A 21,342-nucleotide genomic window follows, 5' to 3' on the forward strand; every position below is an offset into this window, starting at 1 on the left:
ATTGTCCGCGCGACGGATGCGGCGGGGCCGCCTCAATCGTCGACAAGCCGCTTGAGCAAAGCGACGGCGGCGGCCAGTTCGTCCCGCTCCCGCGATGAAAGCCGGGCCGAAATGGTGCGCGAGAGCCAATCCTGCCGTGCGGCGCGACCGACCCGGATCCAGTCGCGGCACGCCTTTGTCAGCGACAGAATGGTTTGACGGCCGTCGTCCGGATCGGGTGCGCCGCCGACCAGGCCTGCGGCCTGAAGTCCGGCGACCGCGGTGCTCATCGATTGCGGACGCATCTTTTCCGATCGTGCCAGGTTCGACACCGTCGCAGGACCGTCCTTTTCCAGGCGCAGCAGGATGGATATCTGGGACGGCGTCAGGTCATTCGGGCCTGCCTGCTCGCGAAGCCGCCGCTTCAGCTTTCCGACCAGCGAACGGAGGTCTTCTGCGAGCGCGCCGGCGCGCGCGGACGGGCGTTGGTCCCACGAATTGATCATGCTGGGTCAATGCCATATCTGCAGATAGACTGCAAAGATTATCTGCACAGTTGAGCTGTACAAAATGACGTGAGCACGGAACCACTGGCTGCCCGATGACGACATGGAGAAGTTGTGCGAGTTGACGGGGCGCGGGGTGATTGTGGGACATCGCGTCGCGTTGCCGCCCGCTTGGTGAAGATCTCGCGTCGTCGATGACGCGCGGTCAGCATCGACAATATGCAGGCGTTCTCATTTCACGCGTCTTCGAATGCGACGCGCCGATTCTTGCTCAAGAAAGCATCGCAACCCGGAGTCAGCGCAGCGGTCATGCGACCGCGGCTGCTCTTAGAACGATTCAACACTAGAGCGATTCAAGTCGTCGCCATGTTCTCTTCGTTCACCGCGGCTGCTAGACGCGCCAGCTTCAATGCCGTGTCTGACTTGGAAGTGAATCGAAAGTGCGTGTCTATCTGGATGGCCAGCGCGTCAGCGGCCGTCGAATTCGTGCCGGCAAGAGCCGCGCAGGTCTTCTCATCGGAGCAGCTGTTCTGCTCGCCGAATGTCCCTCCAGCACGACGAGCGCGCAGGCCCAATCGGCGCTGCCGCCGGTGACCGTGGATGCACGGGCGCAGCGGCCGAAAACGGCGCGCGCATCGGAATCGTCGCAACGCCGTACGCAGGCGGCCGCGCGTCAGCGCAGCCGGAATGCCGCGAACCCGGCCGCACCGACGCTATCGGAACGCGCCGCGGCTGAAGCCGCTGCGAAACAAGCCGCAAATATCGGCTATCGCGCGATGCCGAGTTCGACCACGCTGCGCTCGGGTGCCTCGCCGCTCAACACCTCGCAGGCCGTCAACATCGTGCCCGCGCAGGTCCTGAAGGACCAACTGCCGCGCAACATCGACGACGCGCTGATCAACATCAGCGGCATCACGCAGACCAACACGCTCGCCGGCAGCCAGGACGCGGTGATCCGCCGCGGCTTCGGCGACAACCGCGACGGCTCGATCATGCGCAACGGCATGCCGCTGGTGCAGGGCCGCAGCTTCAATTCCGCGGTCGAAAGCGTCGAGGTGCTGAAAGGGCCGGCCTCGCTGCTCTACGGCATCATGGATCCCGGTGGCATCGTCAACACCATCAGCAAGCGTCCGGAGCTCTACCAGCACGGCTCGGTGACGCTGCTCGGCTCGGCCTTCAGTGCCTCCAAGACCGGCGCCGACGGCTTGCTCGACGTCACCGGTCCGATCGGCGACCAGGGCCTTGCCTATCGCTTCATCGGCTACGGCGTCAGCGAGGATTATTGGCGCAATTTCGGACGTCACCGCGAGATGCTGGTCGCGCCGTCACTGGCCTGGTACGGCCAGGACACCACGGTTCAGCTCAACTACGAGCACCGCGAGTTCATCTACCCGTTCGACCGCGGCACGGCGTTCAATCCGGTGACGAAAGCGCCGCTCGCGGTTCCCACGACGCGCCGCCTCGACGAGCCCTTCAACAACACGTGGGGCACGTCGGACTTGATGCAGGCGTCGGTCGAGCACCGCTTCAACCAGGACTGGAAGCTCTACGCCGGCTACAGCTACAACACCGAAACCTTCAGCGCCAACCAGCTCCGCATCACCGGCATCAACTTCACGACCGGCGTCGAGACGCGCAGCAATGACGGCACGCAGGACTCGCTCAGCAATGCCAGCTACGGAACGTCCTACATTTCCGGCGGCTTCTGGCTCGGCAACATGCGCAACGACGTGGTGTTCGGCGGCGACGGTCAGTACCGCACGATCTACCGCGATACTTTGATCCGGCAGACAACGCCCGCCTTCAATGTCTACAATCCCGTCTACGGGCTGATCGGACCAGGCACGACCGCGGTTGCGACCGACAGCGCCCAGACCGACAAGCTCGGCCAATGGTCGCTGTTCTTCCAGGACACGCTGCATCTCACTGAACGGTTCGCGCTGGTCGGCGGCGTACGCTACATGGACTACGACCAGATCGCGGGGCGCGGAAAGAAACCGTTCAACACCAATACCAACGTGTCCCAAGACAAGGTGCTGCCGCTTGGCGGCGCCATTTTCAAGCTGACCGACCAGATATCGCTCTATGCGAGCTATACGCAGTCGCTGAAGCCGAATTCGACCATTGCGCCGATCGGTGTCGTGATCGACTCCAATGTCGCGCCGGAAGAAGGTGTGTCATACGAGACCGGCGTCAAATTCGATTTCAACCAGCGTATTTCCGGCACGATTGCGCTTTACGACCTCGACAAGAAGAACGTGCAGACGACGAAGACGAACAGCGCGGGCGACGTGGAACTCCACACCGTCGGCCGTGCCCACTCGCGCGGCGTCGAGCTGGATGTCACCGGCAGGCTGACCGACAGCTGGGCCTTGATCGGCAGCTATGGCTACACCGACGCCCGCGTGACTGCATCCGAGGATGTCACTCTGCTCGGCAGGAAGCTGCAGAACGTCGCGTTTAACACGGCCTCGCTCTATCTGGTCTATGACTTCGGCACCGCTTTGCCAGGTCAGCTCCGCCTCGGCGGCGGCGCGCGCTATGTCGGCGACCGTCCCGGCGATTCCACCAACACCTTCGTGCTGCCGTCCTATGTGGTCGCCGATATCTTCGCGACCTATGAGACGAAATACCAGAACACGCCGGTGATCTATCAGTTCAACGTCAAGAACCTGTTCGACACCGTCTACTATCCGTCCGCTGTCAACAACCTGAACGTCGCCATCGGCGACGCGCGCCGGGTGTCCCTCTCGGCAACGGTGAAGTTCTAGCGATGGCGGTGCGGCGCGAGGAAGCCGATTTGCAGGTCGTGCGGACCAGAAAAGCTGGCGCCGATGCGTGAGTCCTGGCGCGCGACCAAGGCCGCTCTGCTTCAGGTCCATTCCATCGCCGGCCTCGTGCTGGCGCTGCTGCTTACTCTGATCGCGCTGACCGGCGCGATCATGAGTTTCGAGGACGAGATCGTCGATCAAATGAATGCCGGGATCATGCGGGTCACGCCGCGTCCGTCTCCCGCACTGACGCCGGACGGACTGATCGCGCGCCTGAAGGCCCCACCGGATGTTGGCCAGGTTTCCGCCGTCACGCTGTCGAGCGATCCGTCGGCGGCGGTGCATATCCGCTTCGCGCGCGACGAGCAGGGCGGGCGGCCGGCCTCGCTCTATGTCGATCCCTATGACGCGGGCGTGCTGGGTTCGCCGCGTGGCGAGGAGTTTTTCGCGACCGTGCGCCGGCTGCACCGCTGGCTGCTCATTCCCGGCGATGCCAAGGGGTGGGGACGCCAGATCACCGGCGTGGCCGCGCTCGGCTTGATCGCCATGCTGGTCTCGGGCCTCCTGCTGCGCTGGCCGCGGCGTGCAGGCAGCGTGAAGCTGTGGCTGAAGCCGAATCTCGGCCTCAGCGGGCGCGGGCTGCACCGGTCGCTGCATGCGGTGATCGGCACCTGGGTCCTGCCGGTCTATCTGGTGATGACGCTCACGGGCCTCTGGTACTCGTTCGACTGGTACAAGGACGGCGTCGTCTGGCTGCTGTCGCGTCCGCAGGCCACTGCTGCGAAGGTGCAGCCCAAGATGCCCACAAAGGCGTCGCGTGCCGCCGGCGTCAGCGAGACGGCGCAGCCGATCGGCTTTGATCGCGCGTGGGCGGCCTTCCTGTACGAAGAGGGCAGACGCTTCTCCAAGGCGTTGCTGACGCTGCCGGCCGGCCCGGGCACGGTGATACGGATCCGGTCGTGGGGAAAGGATTCCACGCTCGATACCACGCGCGACGAGTTCCGCGTCGATGCCGTCACCGGTCAGATGCTCTCCGCGGAGCGCTACGCCGACAAGACGCTTGGAGAGAAGGTCATCGCGAACGTGCTCGACATCCACCGCGGCGCATTTCTGGGCTGGCCCGGCAAGCTCGCGTTCATGCTCGCAGCCACGCTGATGCCGCTGTTCTCCGTCACCGGCGTCCTGCTCTATCTGTCGCGCCGGCGATTACGGCGCCCGTCGCAGCCGCAGCTTGGGCGGCTCGTGCCAGGCGAGTGACGGGGCGAACCGCTTCGACAGCGCCTCGTGACCCGCTCTCGTCGTGTCACTTCGCCAGCGTGCGCCGTTCGTCGATGACGACGTCATTGTTAACGGCGTAGACGAAGCAGCCGCCATCTCGGCCGTTCCGCGCGGGATCGCTGTTGCATTTCGCCAGCGCGGAGGTCTGGGCGTCTTTCAGGCTGGGATCCCCTGCCGAGATGAACAGCTTACCCCAGGGATGGATCGCGATCGCCTTGGGCTCCATGGCCTTGTCGTAGTTCTGCACCTCGGGGCGCTGCCGCGTGATCCGCCGGATGATCGGAATCTGCGACAAGTCGTATTTGCCCGCATAGTGCAGCCGCGGCATGTCTTTCGACATCAGTTCGCCTTCGGCGACGATCTCCTCGTTGACCGCCAGCAGGGCGCAGGGCTTGCCGTAGCGGAGCTGACAGGCTTCCAGCGCGCGGTCTCCCGTCACCGAAGCATCGTCCTGTTCGCAGGTGCGGAAGTAGCTTGCCTTGACGAGCTCCACGGCCTGTCCCTTGTTGGGTTTGCAGGCGAGATAGTCTTTGATCAGCGTGTCGCGGACGAATCCGAACACGGTCGGGGTCGATGCCGCTATGATCGAGGCCATAGCCCGCTCGAATTGCGATTTGCGTTCGGCATTGGTGAGCGCGGCCATGGCCACGCCCGGAAGCGCCAGAAACACCACCAGGAATTTTACGATTTTCATGTTGCGCCCCCCGAGAGGATTCGGAACTCTAGCCCTCACGCGCGGCATACGACACGATTTTTCCGCGAGGGGCCAGGGTGTGCGCGTTGCCGGGCGGGAGGCCATGCCCCGGATCGGGCTGGTCAACCGGCCGGCAATCATTCAAAAACCGGTCCGTCCAACTCTCCCAAGGTTGCCTGTCCCATGACGCTCCCGTCCGTCACCCCCGCCGATATCCGCCGTGCACTGCTGCTCCGCGAGGAGATCGCGCTGCTCGATCTCAGGCACGAGGCTGGTTTCGCGACGGGACATCCACTGTTTGCCGCCAACATGGCTGCCGATCGGATCGCGATCGAAGCCGAGGTCAGGCTGCCGCGCAAAAATGTGCCGATCGTGCTTTATGATGACGGCGAAGGACTGGTCACTACTGGCGCTGAGCGCCTCGCGGCCCTCGGTTATGCCAACGTCCGCGCGCTCGACGGCGGGCTGAAGGGCTGGAGCGCGGCGGGTTATCAGGTGTTCGAGGACGTCAACTCCTACTCCAAGGCCTTCGGCGAGCTGGTCGAGTCGCGCCGGCACACGCCCTCGTTCAGTGCCGACGAGGTGGCAAAACTCATCGCGGACAAGGCCAACATCGCCATCCTCGACGTCCGCCGCTTCGATGAATATGCCACCATGAACATTCCGGGCTCGGTCAGCGTGCCCGGCGCCGAGCTGGTGCTGCGAGCAGGGCAGGCGGCACCCGATGCCGACACCACCATCATCGTCAATTGCGCCGGCCGCACCCGCTCGATCATCGGCACCCAATCGCTGATCAATGCCGGCGTGCCCAACAAGGTCCGGGCGCTGCGCAACGGCACCATCGGCTGGACGCTGGCGCGCCACACGCTCGACCACGGTGCCGACCGGCGCGGCGCGATCGGGCCGTTCGAGGGCGGTCCGGCCAATGCGCGCGACGTCGCCTACCGCGCCGGTGTCCGCCATATCGGTGCGAGCGAGATGGCCGCGCTGCTCGCGCAAACCGATCGCACGCTCTATCGCTTCGACGTGCGTGACGCCGAGGAATATGCGGCCGGCCATCTCCCGGGCTTTCGCCATTATCCCGGCGGCCAGCTCGTCCAGGAGACCGACATGGCCGCGCCGGTGCGCGGCGCGCGCATTGTTCTGACCGACGACAAAGGCGTCCGCGCCGACATGACGGCGTCCTGGCTCGCGCAGATGGGCTGGGAGGTCCATGTGCTTGAGGACGGCTATGGCAGCGCGCTCGAAATCGGTCCGCCGCGCGTCCTGCCCAAGCCCGACCCCGCCCACCGCTACCGCCGCCCCTATGAAGGCACCGGCGTCGCCGAGCGTGCGATGCAGGCCTACCTCGACTGGGAATACGGCCTGGTCGAACAGCTCCGCCGCGACGGAACGCACGGGTTTTACGTGATTTGAGGCTGATACCGTCACCCTGAGGTGGCCGCTTCTTAGCGGCCCTCGGGCGCCATCTTCTCCCCGTATCCAAACCCTATTGTGCTGCGCATCCTCCGCGGTCTATGAGCTGCGGCAAAGCCGCTATCTACGGAGATTTCATGCCAGCCCCAGGCCAAAGCCCTGAGCGGAACGCGAAGGCGCTGCTGCTCGAAGGCGTCAATGACAGCGCCGTGGACCTGTTCAGAAGTGCGGGTTTCACCAATGTCGAACGCCTGACCAAGGCGCTGGACGGCGAGGACCTGCGGCGGGCGCTCAAGGGCGTGTCGCTGCTCGGCATCCGCTCGCGCACCCAGATCACCGATGAGGTGCTGGAGGCGGCCGACCAGCTTCTCGCAGTCGGCTGCTTCAGCGTCGGCACCAACCAGGTCGATCTGCTGGCGGCGCGCAAGCGCGGCATTCCCGTGTTCAACGCGCCGTTCTCTAACACGCGCAGCGTCGCCGAGCTCGTGATCGGCGAGATCGTGATGCTGCTGCGGCGCATCTTCCCGCGCTCGGTGTCGGCCCATGAGGGCGGCTGGGACAAGTCGGCGACCGGTAGCCGCGAGGTGCGCGGCCGCACCCTCGGCATCATCGGCTACGGCAATATCGGCTCGCAGCTCTCGACGCTGGCCGAAGCGATAGGCATGCGCGTGATCTACTTCGACCGCACCGACAAGCTCCGCCACGGCAACACCGAGCCGGTCGAGAAGCTGGAAGAGCTGCTGGCGCTGAGCGACGTCGTCAGCCTGCACGTGCCGGAGACGCCGGAGACCGCCGGAATGATCGGCGAGAAAGAGCTGCGGGCGATGAAGCCCGGCTCCCTCCTGATCAACAACAGCCGCGGCACCGTCGTCGATCTCGATGCGCTGGCGGCTGCTCTGCGCGACGGCCATCTCGCGGGTGCCGCCATCGACGTGTTTCCGGTCGAGCCTTCCTCGAACTCCGATCGCTTCAAGAGCCCGGTGCAGGGCCTCGGCAACGTCATCCTCACCCCGCATATCGGCGGCTCGACCGAGGAGGCGCAGGAGCGCATCGGCGGCGAGGTGGCGCGCAAGCTGGTCGACTTTTTCATCACCGGCTCGACCACCGGGGCGGTGAATTTTCCGGAGGTACAGCTGCATCTGCGCCCCTCCGGCGCGCGCTTCAGCCACGTCCATCGCAACGTGCCCGGCATGCTGCGCCGGCTGAACGAGGTCTTCCTCCAGCGCGACATCAACATCGCCGCGCAATATCTGGAGACCGCCGGCGACCTCGGCTACGTCGTGCTCGACGCCGACCTCGGCGCCCAGGATTCAGGCGCGCTGCTGCAGCAGATCCGCGGCCTCGAAGGTACGGTCGGTGCGCGGCTGGTGTTCGAGCATTAGCGCAGCTCATTGACGGCCGGCAGGAGGTCGCCTTGAATGCGGCCTCCTGGCGGAGCAAACAAGAACAGACAAAGCAAGGGGGAAACGATGGCGCGCAGGATTGCGAAGCTGTGTGTGTGGCTCGTCGAAGCCGCGGCAGCGATCGGAGCAGGCTCCGCTTCAGCGGTGACGCTGGCCGAGGACGCGGACACGGTCTGCAGGGGGCTCGTCGGCGGCACCGACGCCGTGAAGATCGATTCGACGACGTTGCTGGCGCCGTCGCAACTGGCCGTCGCCGAACGCGGCCCGACGCCGTCGGGGCGCGTCACGCCGGCCAATCCCGGCTTCTGCAAGGTGCTCGGCCATATCGATCCCACCGATCCCAAGGCGCCGCCGATCAGGTTTCAGGTCAATTTGCCGGTCGAATGGAACGGCCGCTCGCTGCAATATGGCGGCGGCGGATTCAACGGCGTGCTGATCACCGGCCTGGCGCTGCCGCCGGCCTATCCCTTCGACAAGCCGTCGCCGCTCGCGCGCGGCTTCGTCACCTACGGCACCGATTCCGGCCATGAGTCGAAGCCGGGCGAGCCGCCGCAGCTGTTCGCGCTCAACGACGAAGCCTTCGAGAATTTCGCCCATCGCGCCTACAAGAAGGTGCGCGATGCCGCCGTCGCGCTGATGCAGCGCGCCTACGGCAAGATGCCGGAAAAGATGTACTTCATGGGCTCGTCCGAAGGCGGCCGCGAAGGCCTGACGATGGCGCAGCGCTATCCCGACGATTTCGACGGCATTTTTGCCCGCGTGCCCGTCATCAACTGGGTCGGCTTGCAGCATGCCGGCACGCGTTCCGGGCTCGCGACCATGGGTGACGGCTGGATCAACCCGGCGCAGGTGAAGCTCGTGGGCGATGCCGTGCGAGCCGCTTGCGACAAGGCCGACGGCTCCGATGACGCGCTGGTGCAAGATCCCGTTGCCTGCAAGGCGGCGTTCAAGGCGGAGACGCTGCGTTGCGCGGGCGGCAAGACGGGCGATCAGTGCCTCACCGACGCACAGATCAAGGCGATCGACACCCTGCATGCGACCTACAAATTCCCGTTCGCGCTCGCCAACGGTCTCGACGATTATCCGGGTTGGGGCGTGTCGGGCGAGGACACGCCGGCGGTTGGCCCGACCGGCGGCTGGGTCGCGTGGTGGCTCGGCACGGCGCCTCCCGCGCAGCCGCCTGCGCCCAATAACGGCATCGCCTGGATCTACGGCGCCGGCGGGATTCAATACGTCTTCGCGCGCGATCCCAAGCTCGACGTGACGACGTATAAGCCCGAAGAGCACAAGGCACGGTTGCTCGAGGTCTCCAGCTTGATGGATTCCACCGATCCCGACCTCAGCCGCTTCCGCGCTCGCGGCGGCCGGCTGATCATGCTCGAGCACATGGCGGATTACGCGCAGAGCCCCTATGCCGGCATCCGCTATTTCGAGAGCGTCGAACGCAAGCTCGGCAAGGCCGAGACGGCCGAATTCGCGCGGCTCTACACCGCGCCCGGGGTCGACCATGTCGGCTCCGGCGCGCCGGCCAATGTCGACATGCTGAGCGCGCTGGTCGACTGGGTCGAGAAGGGCAAGGCGCCCGGCGACCTCGAAGTCGCCGAGCAGAAGGTCGAGGCGCCGTCGTTTGCGACGCTTCGCGCCCTGCCGCTGTGCCGCTGGCCAGCTTGGCCGCACTACAAGTCCGGCCCGGTGACGGAGGCGTCGAGCTTCATGTGCGCGCCGTGAGGGACGGCGCGCCGCTCGGGCGGAGCGTCACCCCGTCGCCATGGCTTGCGCGCCGCCGAGCAGCTGCGCGTTAAGCCGGCCGCCGGAGAACAGCATGTCGTCAAGCGCCTCGTCGATATCGGCGGAGATCACGGTGTTGCCGCCGTCCCGCGCGATGCTTCCCTGCGCCAGCCGCCGCATCAGCTCCTTGATGAAGGCGCAACTCGTGCCCTCGCTGCGCCGGGCAGCCTCTGCTACCACCGCCCCGTCGAGCGACAGTCCCTTGCCGTAGAGCCGGACCAGCTTGCCGCGGCCGGTCTCGTCGGGCAGCGGCACTTCGATAGCTTGATCGATGCGGCCGGGGCGACCCGCGAGAGCTCCCTCGAGGTCCTCTGGCCGGTTGGTGGTCAGGACGAACAGGATGTCGGCATCTTCCTTCAGCCCGTCCATCTCGTTGAGCAGCTTGTTCAGCATGGATTCCTCACACGGCCCCATGTCATCGCGGTCACGGGCGATGAGATCGACATCCTCGATCACCACCATCGACGGCTGGAGCAGCCGTGCCAGGCTCATATAGGCGCCGAGCAGACCGATCTGTTCGGCCGTGATGATAAGCGTCGTATGCCCGGGCAAATGCGTTGCGAGATAGCGGATCGTGTGGGTCTTGCCGGTGCCCGGCGGCCCGTACAGCAAGATGCCTTTGCGTGTCGATTGGCCCAGCCGGCGCAATTGGTCTCGGGTGTTAACGAAGGTCAGAACGTTGCGATCGAGCAGCCGCAGGGTCTGCTCCGGCAGGATCACCTCGTCGCGCGCGACCTGCGGCAAGCGATGCACCGTGATGCCGCGCGAGCGACCGCGATAGTCGGAGTCGGCATCGAGCGACAGGATCTTGCCGCGATAGGTCCGCGCAGCCTGTACGGCTTCTTCCAATTCACTGAAGCATTGCTGGACGAGAGCCGCGCCGGCGGAACCTGAGGGCACCAGGATCTCGATCCGAATTCCGGGCTCGCGACTGTATTCGCGGTGTGCACAGAGCAAAACCGCATAGCGGAGATGATCCTGCTCACACAGCCACAGTCCGTTATCCAGACACTTGACCGGGCTCTTCTCGCCTACGTCGACGTCGGAATATTGCAGCGGAGCGATTGCGATCGCATAGCGGCCCTCCTTGAGCAGTCGTGGAATCGACAGCGTTTCGTAGCGTTGCTCCTCGTTCAGCCCGAGCAACCGGATGGCCTTGCCGAAGAGACGGTCGACCGCTGCCTGGAGATCGACCCGCATGTGGCCTGGAAATTGGCGGATCGTGGTCACGAGTTTGCTGCGCGCGGTGCTGGCCAGGTGCCAATCGAGAACGTCGCAAGCAAAGTCGAAATTCTCCTCTTGTTCGTTCGAGGGCTCATCCGCCGCACGCATGCATTCGCTGCACAGCCAGACCGTGCGGCTGCCGATACGCACGTCCGTCTGTCCCTCCGGCTTGCCACAGAGTTCGCAAGGAGTCGTGACTGCCTCAAGCGTGACCTGCAGTTGGTGGCCGGCCAAGCCGATGGATTGTTGCGCAGACTTGAAAAGGGCTTCGGCAACTGATTGCGGGTAAGGTCCGCAAATCGCTTTTTCCTTCTGCTCTATCTGGGTGATTAGCGCGGTCGCTTCACGGTCTGACTTGCCGAAAATTTGACGAAGTAGATTCATCACGAATTGGTTCGGCGTATCATCGTCATTATGAATTACGAGCAGGGTCGACTGGTTCTCGCCACACACACTGTTCATCACGAAAGGTCTCCGGGACAATCTATGATTGAATAGAACGAATAGGGAACATAAAAAGGAGCGGCCGTCAAGCGTGCCGGCCGCGACAAATTGCGATCGATGGGCAAGAGTCCTCGTGCGCTTGTGCGGCCCTGTTCCTCGACGGCTGCCGCGGCCCATCGACCTAGCCGCCACCCTTTGACAATCCGATCCGTCTCGGCTATCTATTTCGCATGCGAAATAAAGCGGCCGGCGCGAGGCATCATCGGCTGATCTACCTGCTGAGCGTTGCGCAGCGGCGCTTGCAGCGCTGGATGGCGGCGCAGCCGGGGAGCGAGGTGACGCCGGCGCAGGCGGGGCTGTTGTTCATCCTCGGCAAGCAGGACGGCGTGCTGATGGGCGAGGCGGGCGCGGCGCTCGATCTGGGGCCGGCCGGCATTTCCGGCCTCGTCGACCGCACGGCAGCTGCAAAATTGATCGAGCGGCGGGCCGATCGCGAGGACGGGCGCGCCTGGCGCGTCTGGCTGACGCCGAAGGGCCGTGCAGCGCTCGCGCAGGCGAAGGCCAACGCAGCACAGGTCAACGCGGCGTTGACGGACGGATTTACCAGCGCCGAGATCGACATCGTCGCGCGCTGGCTGACCAGCATTCAGGACAAGTTTCCAAGAGAATCTTCGAGAGACCTTTCGAGAGATCCAGAGGAATAGAGGAGAGCCCCATGACCGAGCATGTCCGAACCGAAAACAACAGCGGAATTCTCACCCTCACGCTGGCGCGCCCCGACAAGAAGAACGCGCTGACGGATGCGATGTACGGCAAGCTCGCCGACAGCATCGAATCGGCCGAGTTCGATGCGTCGGCCCGCGTGATCCTGATCCGCGGCGAGGGCGACATGTTCACCGCCGGCAACGACGTCGGCGAATTCGCCGCGGTCGCATCGGGCAAATCGGAAGGCAGCCGCAACGTCGTGCGCTTCATCCAGTCGCTGGCGCGCTGCACCCGGCCGCTGGTCGCAGCCGTGCAGGGCCGCGCCGTCGGCGTCGGTACCACGATGCTGCTGCATTGCGACCTCGTCGTGCTCGCCGACAATGCGCTATTGTCGACGCCCTTCGTCAGCCTCGCGCTGGTGCCGGAAGCCGCCTCAAGCCTGCTGATGCCGGCGCGCATCGGCTACGCCCGCGCCTACGAGATGTTCGCGCTGGGCGAGACGGTGCCGGCCAAATCCGCGCTGGAATGGGGCCTCGCCAACCGCGTGGTGCCGCTCGACAAGCTCGATGCCGAGGCGCTCGCGCTGGCGCAGCGTCTTGCCCGCCAGCCGGCCGGCGCACTCGCCGCCACCAAGAAGCTAATGCGCAACGGCGAGGCGCTGGTCGCGCAGATGAATGCCGAGGGCGAGCAGTTCGGACTGCGTCTGCGCACCGCCGAGGCGCGCGAGGCCTTCACCGCTTTCGCCGAGCGTCGCCCGCCGGATTTCACCAAGGTTGCGTGATATCCGGGGTTGCATGAAGGTTTGTCGGGGCCGCGAACTCACGGCAATTCGATTAAAACCTTAACGAAACATTGGCATGTCGCGGGGCAAGGTGGCGCTCGAAAGAGTAGGCCCCCGACCCAGGCCCCCGACACCATGGCAATGTTTAAGAAATCGGTAAGTTCGCTCCTCCTGACATTGATGGCCCTGCTGGCTGCCGGTGCGCTGGCCTCTACGGCGATCCAGATGGTCGGGGCGTTCGGCCGCTACAGCGACAGTCTCGAGACCGCGCGGCTTGCCGCCGCCGACAAGGCGATCTTCCATGGCGTGCTGGCGCTGCGCAACAATCGCGGCGATGCGCAGAGTGCGATCCTCGGCGAGGACGATCCACGCGCCAAACTCGGCGACGCGGAAAAGGCTGAGCAGGGAGGCTATGACGCGATTGGAGCAGCGCTCGCCACCATCGATTTCGCCCGCCGCGACGAACTCGCGAGCACGCTGAAGCAGCGCTGGAGCGAGGCCGCTCCGAAATTCCAGCTGTTCTATGATGAGGCCAAGCTTCCGCGCGGCGATCGCAAGATGGAGCGCACCAATGCCTGGTACGATTCCGTCACCAAGGTGATCGACACGGCCAACCTCGCCTCCACCGCGGTGTCGAACCGCGCCTGGATGAACGACCCCTTCATCGCCCGCATGATCCAGGTCCGGCGCTTCGCCTGGCAGGTGCGCGACCGTTATGGAATCCATTGTTCGTCCCTTCGCTCGAACGTCAACAGCAGCAAGCCGCTCGACGACGCCCAGAAGCGGTCAGTGGCGCAATGGGATGGCACGATCGCCTCCGGCTGGACCGGCATGGCCGAGTTGCTGGCTGCGCCCGACGTGGCGGCGGAGCTGGTTACGGCAGCGACGGACGCGAAGGCCAAGACCGACGGTGCCCTCAAGCAGATCGGCGAGCTCACCAAGAATTTCGACGGCAGCGGCAAACCCGCGATGCCCGCCTCGGAATGGAATACGCTGTGTCAGTCACCCTTCGCGTCCATCGTCGCGGTGGCGAACAAGGCGCTCGACCAGTCGATCGCGCGGGCGGAGACGGTGCAGGCCAAGGCGCTCGCCAATCTCGTCGTGCAGTCGCTCGCGTTCCTGCTTGCGCTGGCCGTGACCCTGGCCGGCGTGTTCGTGGTGCGCAACCGCCTGATGCGCCCGGTGCGCGCCATCCTCGGCGCCATCGCCAAGATCAGCTCCCGCGACTACGCAACGCCCGTTCCGCAATCCAGATATCCCGACGAGTTCGGCACCATGGCGGCCGCGCTCGAAAGCCTGCGCGAAAGTGCGGCGACCGCGGAAAGTCTGGGCCGGGAACGCGAATCGCAGCAGGCGCTCCAGCTCGCCCGCTCCGGCACCGTCGATGCGGCCTGCCGCAGCTTCGACGACACCGTGCAAGCCGTCATTCACAGCGTTGCGGCGTCGACGAAGGAGCTCGATGCCACCGCGACCGACGTGCGCTCGCTGGTTTCGGAATCGGGCAGCCAGACCGCGGCGGTCTCCTCCTCCGCCGAGCAGGCCACCAACAATCTCGAGACCATCGCGGCCGCGACCGAGGAACTCTCCGCGTCCGTCGGCGAGATCTCCGCACAGGTGCAGGCCAGCGCCCGCGAGGCCCGAGAAGCCGTGTCGCAGGCAGCGCAGACCAATGCAACGGTCGAGATCCTCGATCAGACCGCTGGCCGCATCGGCGAGGTCGTGAAGATGATCAACGCCATCGCAGGTCAGACCAACCTCCTGGCGCTGAACGCCACCATCGAAGCTGCGCGCGCGGGCGAGGCCGGCCGCGGCTTCGCCGTCGTCGCCGGCGAGGTCAAAAGCCTCGCCTCACAGACGGCGACGGCGACGGAAGAGATCTCCCGCCAGGTCGCGGAGATCCAGGGCGCGACGGGCCAGGCGGTGACCGCGATCCGCGCAATCGGCGGCGCCATCAGCGGCATCGACGAGAAGATGACGGCGATTGCGGCAGCGGTCGAACAGCAGCGCGCGGCCACCACCGAAATCTCCCGCAACTTCCAGCAGGCCGCGCAGGGAACCCGCGAGGTCACCGACACCATCGGCAGCGTCGCCAGGCTCAACCAGGAGACGGGCAACGCCGGCTCGGTGCTGTCGGAGTCCGTGAAGAAAATGTCGGCCGACGCCGATCGTCTCCGCGTCGCGGTCGAGGGCTTTTTGGGAGCGGTGAAGACGGCATAGCTTCGACAATCCTCCATCCCCACGTCGCGCGATCGGTATTGCCGCCGATGCGCACGGCGGGTACATCTGTGACGCTGCGCCATGGGAGCGCTGCAGATGCAGAGAAGATCAGGGATGGAGAGTTCGATGCCGGTCACGCCACACCACAAGGCCCAGCGCCCTTATCGCGGCGTGTTCCCGGTCGCACCCACCATCTTCGACGAGCGCGGCGAGCTCGATCTCGAGGGACAGCGCCGCTGCATCGATTTCATGATCGATGCCGGCTCGAATGGTCTGTGCATCCTCGCCAATTTTTCCGAGCAGTTCGTACTCACCGATGCCGAGCGCGAGACCGTGATGCATGCGGTGCTGGAGCATGTCGCGGGCCGCGTTCCCGTGATCGTCACCACCACGCATTTCAGCTCGGCCGTCTGCGCCGCGCGTAGCCAGCAGGCCGAGGCGGCCGGTGCCGCGATGGTGATGGTCATGCCGCCCTATCACGGTGCAACCTTCCGTGTGCCCGAGAAAGGCGTCGTCGAGTTCTTCAAGGTGCTGTCGGGCGCGATCAACATTCCGATCATGATCCAGGATGCACCTGTCGCCGGCACGCCGCTGTCGGTCGAGCTGCTCGCGCGACTGGCGCGCGATTTCTCCAACATCCGCTATTTCAAGATCGAGGTGCCGGGCGCCGCGTCAAAGCTGCGCAGCCTGATCGAGATGGGCGGCAGCGATATCGAGGGTCCCTGGGACGGCGAGGAGGCGATCACGCTGCTCGCCGATCTCGATGCCGGCGCCACCGGCGCGATGACCGGCGGCGGCTATCCCGACGGCATCCGCCAGATCATCGATCCCTATTTCGCCGGCAAGCGTGAAGAGGCGAAAGCCGCCTACGAACGCTGGCTGCCGCTGATCAATTACGAAAACCGCCAATGCGGCCTGATCGCCTGCAAGGCGATGATGCAGGCCGGCGGCGTGATCAAGTCCGACACGGTGCGGCATCCGTTGCAACCGCTGCATCCGGCGACGCGTGCAGGGCTGCTGGAGTTGGCCAAGGAGCGCGACGCGCTGGCGCTGCGGTGGGGGAAGTAGCCTCCGCCGTCGGTCCCGGACAAGCGCGCCCGAAGGTTATGTGTCCCGCCCCCCGTGCGCAATTGCGCACCAGGCCGGGACTGAGTGTGAGGTGGGCGCCCTGGCCTGATCCCGCCAGCTTCCATCTGGCTGAAGGCGTCGAATTAACGCGGTTCGGGCAGTTTCCCGCAGCCCGGGGATGACATATTGTACGCTCGCCAACCAGGCCCGCGGAGCAACTCAAGACATCGCGCAACAGCTCTTCATTATGCCGCTATTCCGAACCAGGTTGGTGCGAACCAACGAAACAGGGAGGCAGTGCCATGACGATGAGGCCGGATCCCACCTTTCACGCATCGCCCAAGCTTGCGATGGAAGCACCTGCGGAGAACTTTGCCTACACGTTGCTGCTCAGTCCGGATTTCTCAAAACCGGATGCTCTCGCGGTCATCGACGTCAAGCCGGGATCGCCGACCTACAGCCAAATCGTCCACACCGTGACGATGCCCAACAAGGGCGATGAGTTCCATCACTTCGGCTGGAATGCCTGCTCCTCCGCCTTGTCGCCGCTCACTGGGCATGCCTTCATCGAGCGGCGCTATCTCATCATCCCCGGGCTGCGCTCGTCGCGGATCTACATCATCGATACCAAGCCCGATCCGACCAAAGCCAAGATCCACAAGATCATCGAGCCCGAGGAAGTCTTCAGAAAGACCGGCTACTCGCGGCCACATACCATCCATTGCGGGCCGGACGGCATCTATGTGAGCACGCTGGGCGGCGGGGGCAAGGACGGCACCAACGGGCCTCCAGGCGTCTTCATCATGGATTGCGAGACGTTCGAGGTCCTTGGACGATGGGAGATCGACCGCGGTCCGCAGACGCTGCACTATGATTTCTGGTGGAACCTGCCGCGCGACTACATGGTGACGAGCGAATGGGCGTTGCCGCCGCAGTTCGAGAACGGGATCGTCCCGGAAGATCTGCTGGCGAACAAATATGGCCATCGTCTCCACTTCTGGGATCTCCGCGCCCGTCGCAACGTGCAGACCATCGACCTCGGCGCCAATCATCAGATGGCGCTGGAGGTACGGCCGGCGCACGATCCGGTTCGCGAATACGGCTTCGTAGGCGTCGTTGTCGACACCACGAATCTCGAAGCCTCGATCTGGACCTGGTGGCGCGAAGGCGGAAAATTCCATGCGGAGAAGACGGCGACGATCCCGCCCGAACCCGCGCCAAAGGAGAAGCTCCCGCCGCTGCTCCAGGGCTTTGGCGCCGTGCCGCCGCTGGTGACCGACATCGACCTGTCGATGGATGATCGTTTTCTCTATGTCTCGTGCTGGGGCACGGGTGAAATGCGCCAGTACGACGTGAGTGATCCGCGAAAGCCGAAGCTTGCGGGCTCGGTTCACATCGGCGGCATCGCGCGCCGCACCCCCCATCCGAACGGCAAGGCATTTGCGGCCGGCCCACAGATGGTCGAGATCAGCCGCGACGGCAGGCGCGTGTACTGGACCAATTCGCTCTATTCCACCTGGGATGACCAGTTCTATCCCGATGGCGTTCCGGGTGTGGAAGTCATCGCCAATGTCGGTCGCAATGGCGGCCTCGAGCTCGACAAGAACTACTTCGTGAGCTTCCCCGACGGATATCGTGCGCACCAGATCAGGCTGGAGGGCGGCGATTGTTCGACGGACTCCTTTTGCTACCCATCGGCCTAGATTGGGCACACGCGAGCCAGGGCTGGCTGTGGCTCGCTCTTGTTGCGAGCGGTCTCTATCACGGGGTCAATCCGGGAATGGGTTGGCCGCTCGCCGTTTCGGCCGGGCTCATGGACAAGAGCCCGCGCGCGCTCTTTCGTGCGTTGTGGGCTCTGGCGGCCGGACATCTCCTGGCAACGCTTCTCGTGCTGCTGCCATTCGCGTTCCTGCTCGTGCTGGCCGAGTGGCAGCGCTCGATCCAGCTCGGCGCGAGCCTTCTCGTCATCGGCTTCGGCGTCTATCGGCTGGTCGAGCGGCGCCATCCGCGCACGCTGGCACGAATTCCGCCAACGCAATTGGCGCTCTGGTCATTTGCCGTTGCCATTGCTCATGGCGCCGCCTTGATGCTCGTGCCGATCTATCTCGGGCTCTGCCAGGCCTTCGAACTCGATGCCGGCCATGAGGCCGCCGGCGCGCTGATCAAGGCGAGTCTCGGGATGGCGGTGCTGGTGTCTTTGGTGCACGTTGCCGCCATGGTCGGCGCCGGCGGATGTCTGGCGTGGCTGGTCTACCGCCATCTGGGATTGAGGTTGGTCTCGCGAAGCTGGTTCAATCTGGATGTGATCTGGGCGACCAGCCTCATTCTGGTTGGCGTTGTGGCGCTCGTCTTCAATTTCGCGAGCTGGCACTGACGCTTACTGCGTCAAAGCCCACTCGCCGATGATGCGGAAGCGAGCCTTGGCGTCATCCTGCTTGAACAGCGCGACGCGATCGATCGCAAGCGTCTCGAGACCGAGCGCGGCAAACCGTCCCCGCAGCATTTCCAAAATCGGCCCGCGCCGGTCCGCGTCGAGCCGGCCCGTCAGGGTCATGTGGAAGCGGAATTCCTCCATCACGTAAGGATAGCCCCAGCGGTCGAGATAGTGGCGTTGCCGTTCGTTCAGCTTCTCCGGCTTGCGCCGCGCACGGCCTTCCGCGCTCAGCGGCGCGCGGAAGCAATCGAAGTCGCGGGCGCAATCGGCGGCGAGCTGCTGGAGTTCGCCGACCGGCTCCGCGGGAATGACGGCGATGAAGCCGCTGATGGAATCGACGACCGGGCGGATCACTGGAATTGCGCGCGCCCTGCCGGCGAATGTCGCGCAGGCCGCAACAAGCTCGACCTCGCTCCTGTCGGATGCCAGCGGCATCGGCGCCTTCAGCGTGCCGTGAAAGCCGTATTTGCGGGGATCGGCGGTGACATCACGCCAGTCCGGAGCCGTGCGCAGCGCCTCGTCCGGGAACGGCAGCTCACGGCCGGTATGCGCATCATAGCCGAGCAGTTCGGCACCGAAGCGCGAGACGGCGCTGTCGGCACCGGCGGCATGGTAGATCGCGTAGCGGGGAAAATCTGTCATCGACCGAACATAACCGGTTTATGCCGCGACGACAGCCTCGCGCGGCGTCGTCGCCGCGCTGAGCAGCCGTGTCGCTTCGGTCAGGTGCACGAGCTTTCCGGCTGCGATCACCGCGACGAGACGCGGCCGCAGCGGCACGCGGTCGTCCACCAGCAGAATGTCGGCGCGGCGCCCTTCCGCCAGCACGCCGCGATCGGCAAGACCGGTTGCGTGCGCTGGTCCAGCGGAGACCAGATTCCAGGCTTCCGTCAGCGGCAGCACGCCATCGGCGGCGAGGCGGAACGCGGCGAGCAGCTGCGCGGGATAGTAATAGTCCGATGCCAGCACCGAGCAGAGGCCCTTGGCGATCATGTCGGATGCCTTGGTCCAGCCGGTGTGGCTGCCGCCGCGCACGACGTTCGGCGCGCCGTAGACGATGGCATCGCCGGCCGTTGCGGCGGCACGCGCGGTTTCTTCGTTGATCGGAAACTCCGCGATCGCCACGCCCATGGCGCGAAAGCCCTGGCGCATCGCCGGTGTCGCATCGTCATGCGAGAGCATCCGCACCTCGGCGGCGCGGGCCGTCGCGGCAAGCCGCGACACGGAAGCCGGCACCTCGCTGGCGCGCGAAAGCACGCCGTCGACCAGCCGGTCGAACGCCTCGCTCGACAGGCCGGTACGCCCCACCATGCGGTTGCGCTTGCGGGGCTTGGCCATGTCCCCAACCGTGCCGTCCATGTGGTCGTTGAAGGCGAACAGGTCGACGCGGCCCTCAGTGAGCCACACGCCGATCTCGGCTTCGGCGTCGAGATTGTAGGTCTCGTGGCGCAGATGGAAGCGGGTGTCGGCCGCGAATTGCGGGCGCTGCCGTTCGATCGCCTCCATCAGGCCGCGCGCGTTGTCGGCACTGCGCAGGCCCGGCTCCCACGAACAGGTCGTGGCGTGAAACACCGTGGTGATGCCGTTGCTGATCGCCTGGCGGTCGCTGTCGGCGAGCGCGATGTCGATCGGAAAGTCGACCCCGGCGCGCGGCATCATCTGCCGCTCGAAGGCATCGCCATGCAGATCGACGATGCCAGGCAGCACCAGCAGGTTGCGCGCGTCGATCGCAAGCCGCGCCCGGCCGCGCGAAGCATCGACCGCGGCGATGTCCTGTCCGGACAGGGCCAGCGAAGTCTCGACGAGCTCGGAGCCGATCAGCGTCCGGCCGCCCTCAAGGAAAATGTCTGTCACGCGACCGCGCTTCGTTTGCTGCCAAGAGGACTGTTGAGAGAACTTGCCCGTGCTTCATATGCCGAGAGGAATTCTTCAATCCCGAGCTTGCGGAAATCGGGCAGTGCTTCACGCAATTTGTCGTGATCCCAATCCCACCAGGCGAGGCTGGCGAGCCGTCCGGCGACGTCTTCCGAAAACCGGCGGCGGACGATGCGCGCGGGATTGCCGGCGACGATGGTGTAGGCCGGCACGTCCTTGGTGACGACGGCGCCGGCCGCGATCACCGCGCCGGTGCCGATGTTGCGGCCCGGCAGCACGATCGCGCCATGGCCGATCCAGACGTCATGGCCGATATGGACGTGATGCTGACGCCGCCAGTCGAAGAATTCCGTATCGTCGCTCTCGCCTTCGAAGTAGGCGCTCGAGCGATAGGTGAAGTGCGCCTGGGTGGCGCGGTGCATCGGGTGGTTGCCCGGATTGATCCGAATCATCGCCGCGATCGAGCAGAACTTTCCGATGGTGGTGTAGGTGATCTGGGCGTCGTTCACGACATAGGAGTAATCGCCCATCGCCACTTCGTGCAGGATCGTGCGCGCGCCGACCTCGGTGTAGGCCCCAAGCCTGGTGTCGTGCAGCTTGGCCGAGGGATCGACGGTCGGCTGGACCGAAAGCGCTTTGGCGGCCATGTTGCATCCGAACGAGAGGGCGGGCGTTTCTCTTCGAGCGGCCTGATGACAATGTCATGACGATGCGATGACAGGGGATGAGGTGTGTAGGATCGCCGCACCGCAGCGCGCA

The 21,342-nt window shown here is 65.1% G+C and carries 17 protein-coding genes; 11 read left to right on the plus strand and 6 right to left on the minus strand.

What is annotated here, in order from left to right:
• Positions 1-32: 32 nt before the first annotated feature.
• Positions 33-485 (minus strand): MarR family winged helix-turn-helix transcriptional regulator, encoded by a 453-nt coding sequence (locus QCM77_RS19925; protein ID WP_279684577.1) that lies wholly within the window; start codon positions 483-485, stop codon positions 33-35.
• Between the two features lie 440 nt (positions 486-925).
• Here QCM77_RS19925 and QCM77_RS19930 point away from each other — a divergent pair, with 440 nt between their 5' ends.
• Both QCM77_RS19930 and QCM77_RS19935 read left to right on the plus strand, forming a co-directional pair.
• Positions 926-3,256 (plus strand): TonB-dependent siderophore receptor, encoded by a 2,331-nt coding sequence (locus tag QCM77_RS19930; RefSeq protein ID WP_279684578.1) that lies wholly within the window; start codon positions 926-928, stop codon positions 3,254-3,256.
• 63 nt (positions 3,257-3,319) lie between these two features.
• Positions 3,320-4,513: a PepSY-associated TM helix domain-containing protein gene (locus tag QCM77_RS19935; protein ID WP_279684579.1), complete on the plus strand. Its 1,194-nt coding sequence runs from the start codon at positions 3,320-3,322 to the stop codon at positions 4,511-4,513.
• Positions 4,514-4,559: 46 nt separating this feature from the next.
• Here the strand turns inward: QCM77_RS19935 and QCM77_RS19940 are convergent, their stop codons facing one another.
• Entirely contained in the window at positions 4,560-5,228 is a 669-nt protein-coding gene (locus tag QCM77_RS19940; protein WP_279684580.1) for a hypothetical protein, read from the minus strand.
• Positions 5,229-5,411: 183 nt separating this feature from the next.
• On the opposite strand from QCM77_RS19940, the gene QCM77_RS19945 reads away from it, so the two are divergent.
• The 3 genes from QCM77_RS19945 to QCM77_RS19955 all read left to right on the plus strand — a co-directional run bounded on the left by QCM77_RS19945 (position 5,412) and on the right by QCM77_RS19955 (position 9,775).
• On the plus strand, positions 5,412-6,644 hold the full coding sequence (locus tag QCM77_RS19945; RefSeq protein ID WP_279684581.1) for a rhodanese-like domain-containing protein: 1,233 nt from the start codon (positions 5,412-5,414) through the stop codon (positions 6,642-6,644).
• Positions 6,645-6,781: 137 nt separating this feature from the next.
• Positions 6,782-8,026 carry a phosphoglycerate dehydrogenase gene (gene serA, locus QCM77_RS19950; protein WP_279684582.1) on the plus strand — a complete coding sequence of 415 codons (1,245 nt, stop codon included), beginning with the start codon at positions 6,782-6,784 and terminating at the stop codon, positions 8,024-8,026.
• Positions 8,027-8,113: 87 nt separating this feature from the next.
• A complete protein-coding gene (locus QCM77_RS19955) occupies positions 8,114-9,775 on the plus strand; it encodes a tannase/feruloyl esterase family alpha/beta hydrolase (protein WP_279684583.1) in 1,662 nt (553 codons plus the stop codon).
• A 27-nt stretch (positions 9,776-9,802) separates the two neighbouring features.
• Here the strand turns inward: QCM77_RS19955 and QCM77_RS19960 are convergent, their stop codons facing one another.
• Positions 9,803-11,680, minus strand: coding sequence for an ATP-dependent Clp protease adaptor ClpS (locus QCM77_RS19960; RefSeq protein WP_279684584.1), 1,878 nt, complete (start codon positions 11,678-11,680; stop codon positions 9,803-9,805).
• Positions 11,681-11,733: 53 nt separating this feature from the next.
• Between QCM77_RS19960 and QCM77_RS19965 the strand changes: the two genes are divergently transcribed.
• The 6 genes from QCM77_RS19965 to QCM77_RS19990 all read left to right on the plus strand — a co-directional run bounded on the left by QCM77_RS19965 (position 11,734) and on the right by QCM77_RS19990 (position 18,648).
• Positions 11,734-12,207, plus strand: coding sequence for a MarR family winged helix-turn-helix transcriptional regulator (locus tag QCM77_RS19965; RefSeq protein WP_279684585.1), 474 nt, complete (start codon positions 11,734-11,736; stop codon positions 12,205-12,207).
• A gap of 11 nt (positions 12,208-12,218) precedes the next feature.
• Positions 12,219-12,989 (plus strand): enoyl-CoA hydratase, encoded by a 771-nt coding sequence (locus tag QCM77_RS19970; protein ID WP_279684586.1) that lies wholly within the window; start codon positions 12,219-12,221, stop codon positions 12,987-12,989.
• A gap of 135 nt (positions 12,990-13,124) precedes the next feature.
• The gene (locus tag QCM77_RS19975) at positions 13,125-15,206 is read left to right on the plus strand and encodes a methyl-accepting chemotaxis protein (protein WP_279684588.1); all 2,082 of its coding nucleotides are present in this window, start codon (positions 13,125-13,127) and stop codon (positions 15,204-15,206) included.
• Positions 15,207-15,332: 126 nt separating this feature from the next.
• A complete protein-coding gene (locus tag QCM77_RS19980) occupies positions 15,333-16,274 on the plus strand; it encodes a dihydrodipicolinate synthase family protein (RefSeq protein ID WP_279684589.1) in 942 nt (313 codons plus the stop codon).
• A gap of 302 nt (positions 16,275-16,576) precedes the next feature.
• Positions 16,577-17,977, plus strand: coding sequence for a selenium-binding protein SBP56-related protein (locus QCM77_RS19985; protein ID WP_279684590.1), 1,401 nt, complete (start codon positions 16,577-16,579; stop codon positions 17,975-17,977).
• Between the two features lie 77 nt (positions 17,978-18,054).
• Entirely contained in the window at positions 18,055-18,648 is a 594-nt protein-coding gene (locus QCM77_RS19990) for a hypothetical protein (protein ID WP_279684614.1), read from the plus strand.
• Between the two features lie 3 nt (positions 18,649-18,651).
• Here the strand turns inward: QCM77_RS19990 and QCM77_RS19995 are convergent, their stop codons facing one another.
• Genes QCM77_RS19995 through QCM77_RS20005 form a run of 3 tightly spaced genes read right to left on the minus strand, consistent with a single transcriptional unit; the run spans position 18,652 to position 21,230 of the window.
• Positions 18,652-19,350 (minus strand): DUF1045 domain-containing protein, encoded by a 699-nt coding sequence (locus QCM77_RS19995; RefSeq protein ID WP_279663300.1) that lies wholly within the window; start codon positions 19,348-19,350, stop codon positions 18,652-18,654.
• A gap of 18 nt (positions 19,351-19,368) precedes the next feature.
• Positions 19,369-20,562, minus strand: a complete 1,194-nt coding sequence (locus tag QCM77_RS20000) for an alpha-D-ribose 1-methylphosphonate 5-triphosphate diphosphatase (protein WP_279684591.1) — start codon at positions 20,560-20,562, stop codon at positions 19,369-19,371.
• Positions 20,559-21,230, minus strand: a complete 672-nt coding sequence (locus tag QCM77_RS20005) for a transferase hexapeptide repeat family protein (RefSeq protein WP_279684592.1) — start codon at positions 21,228-21,230, stop codon at positions 20,559-20,561. Before QCM77_RS20005 ends, QCM77_RS20000 begins: the two co-directional genes overlap by 4 nt.
• Positions 21,231-21,342: the final 112 nt, after the last annotated feature.

The organism is Bradyrhizobium nivariense (assembly GCF_029846695.2).
In the GTDB taxonomy this organism is placed as follows: domain Bacteria; phylum Pseudomonadota; class Alphaproteobacteria; order Rhizobiales; family Xanthobacteraceae; genus Bradyrhizobium.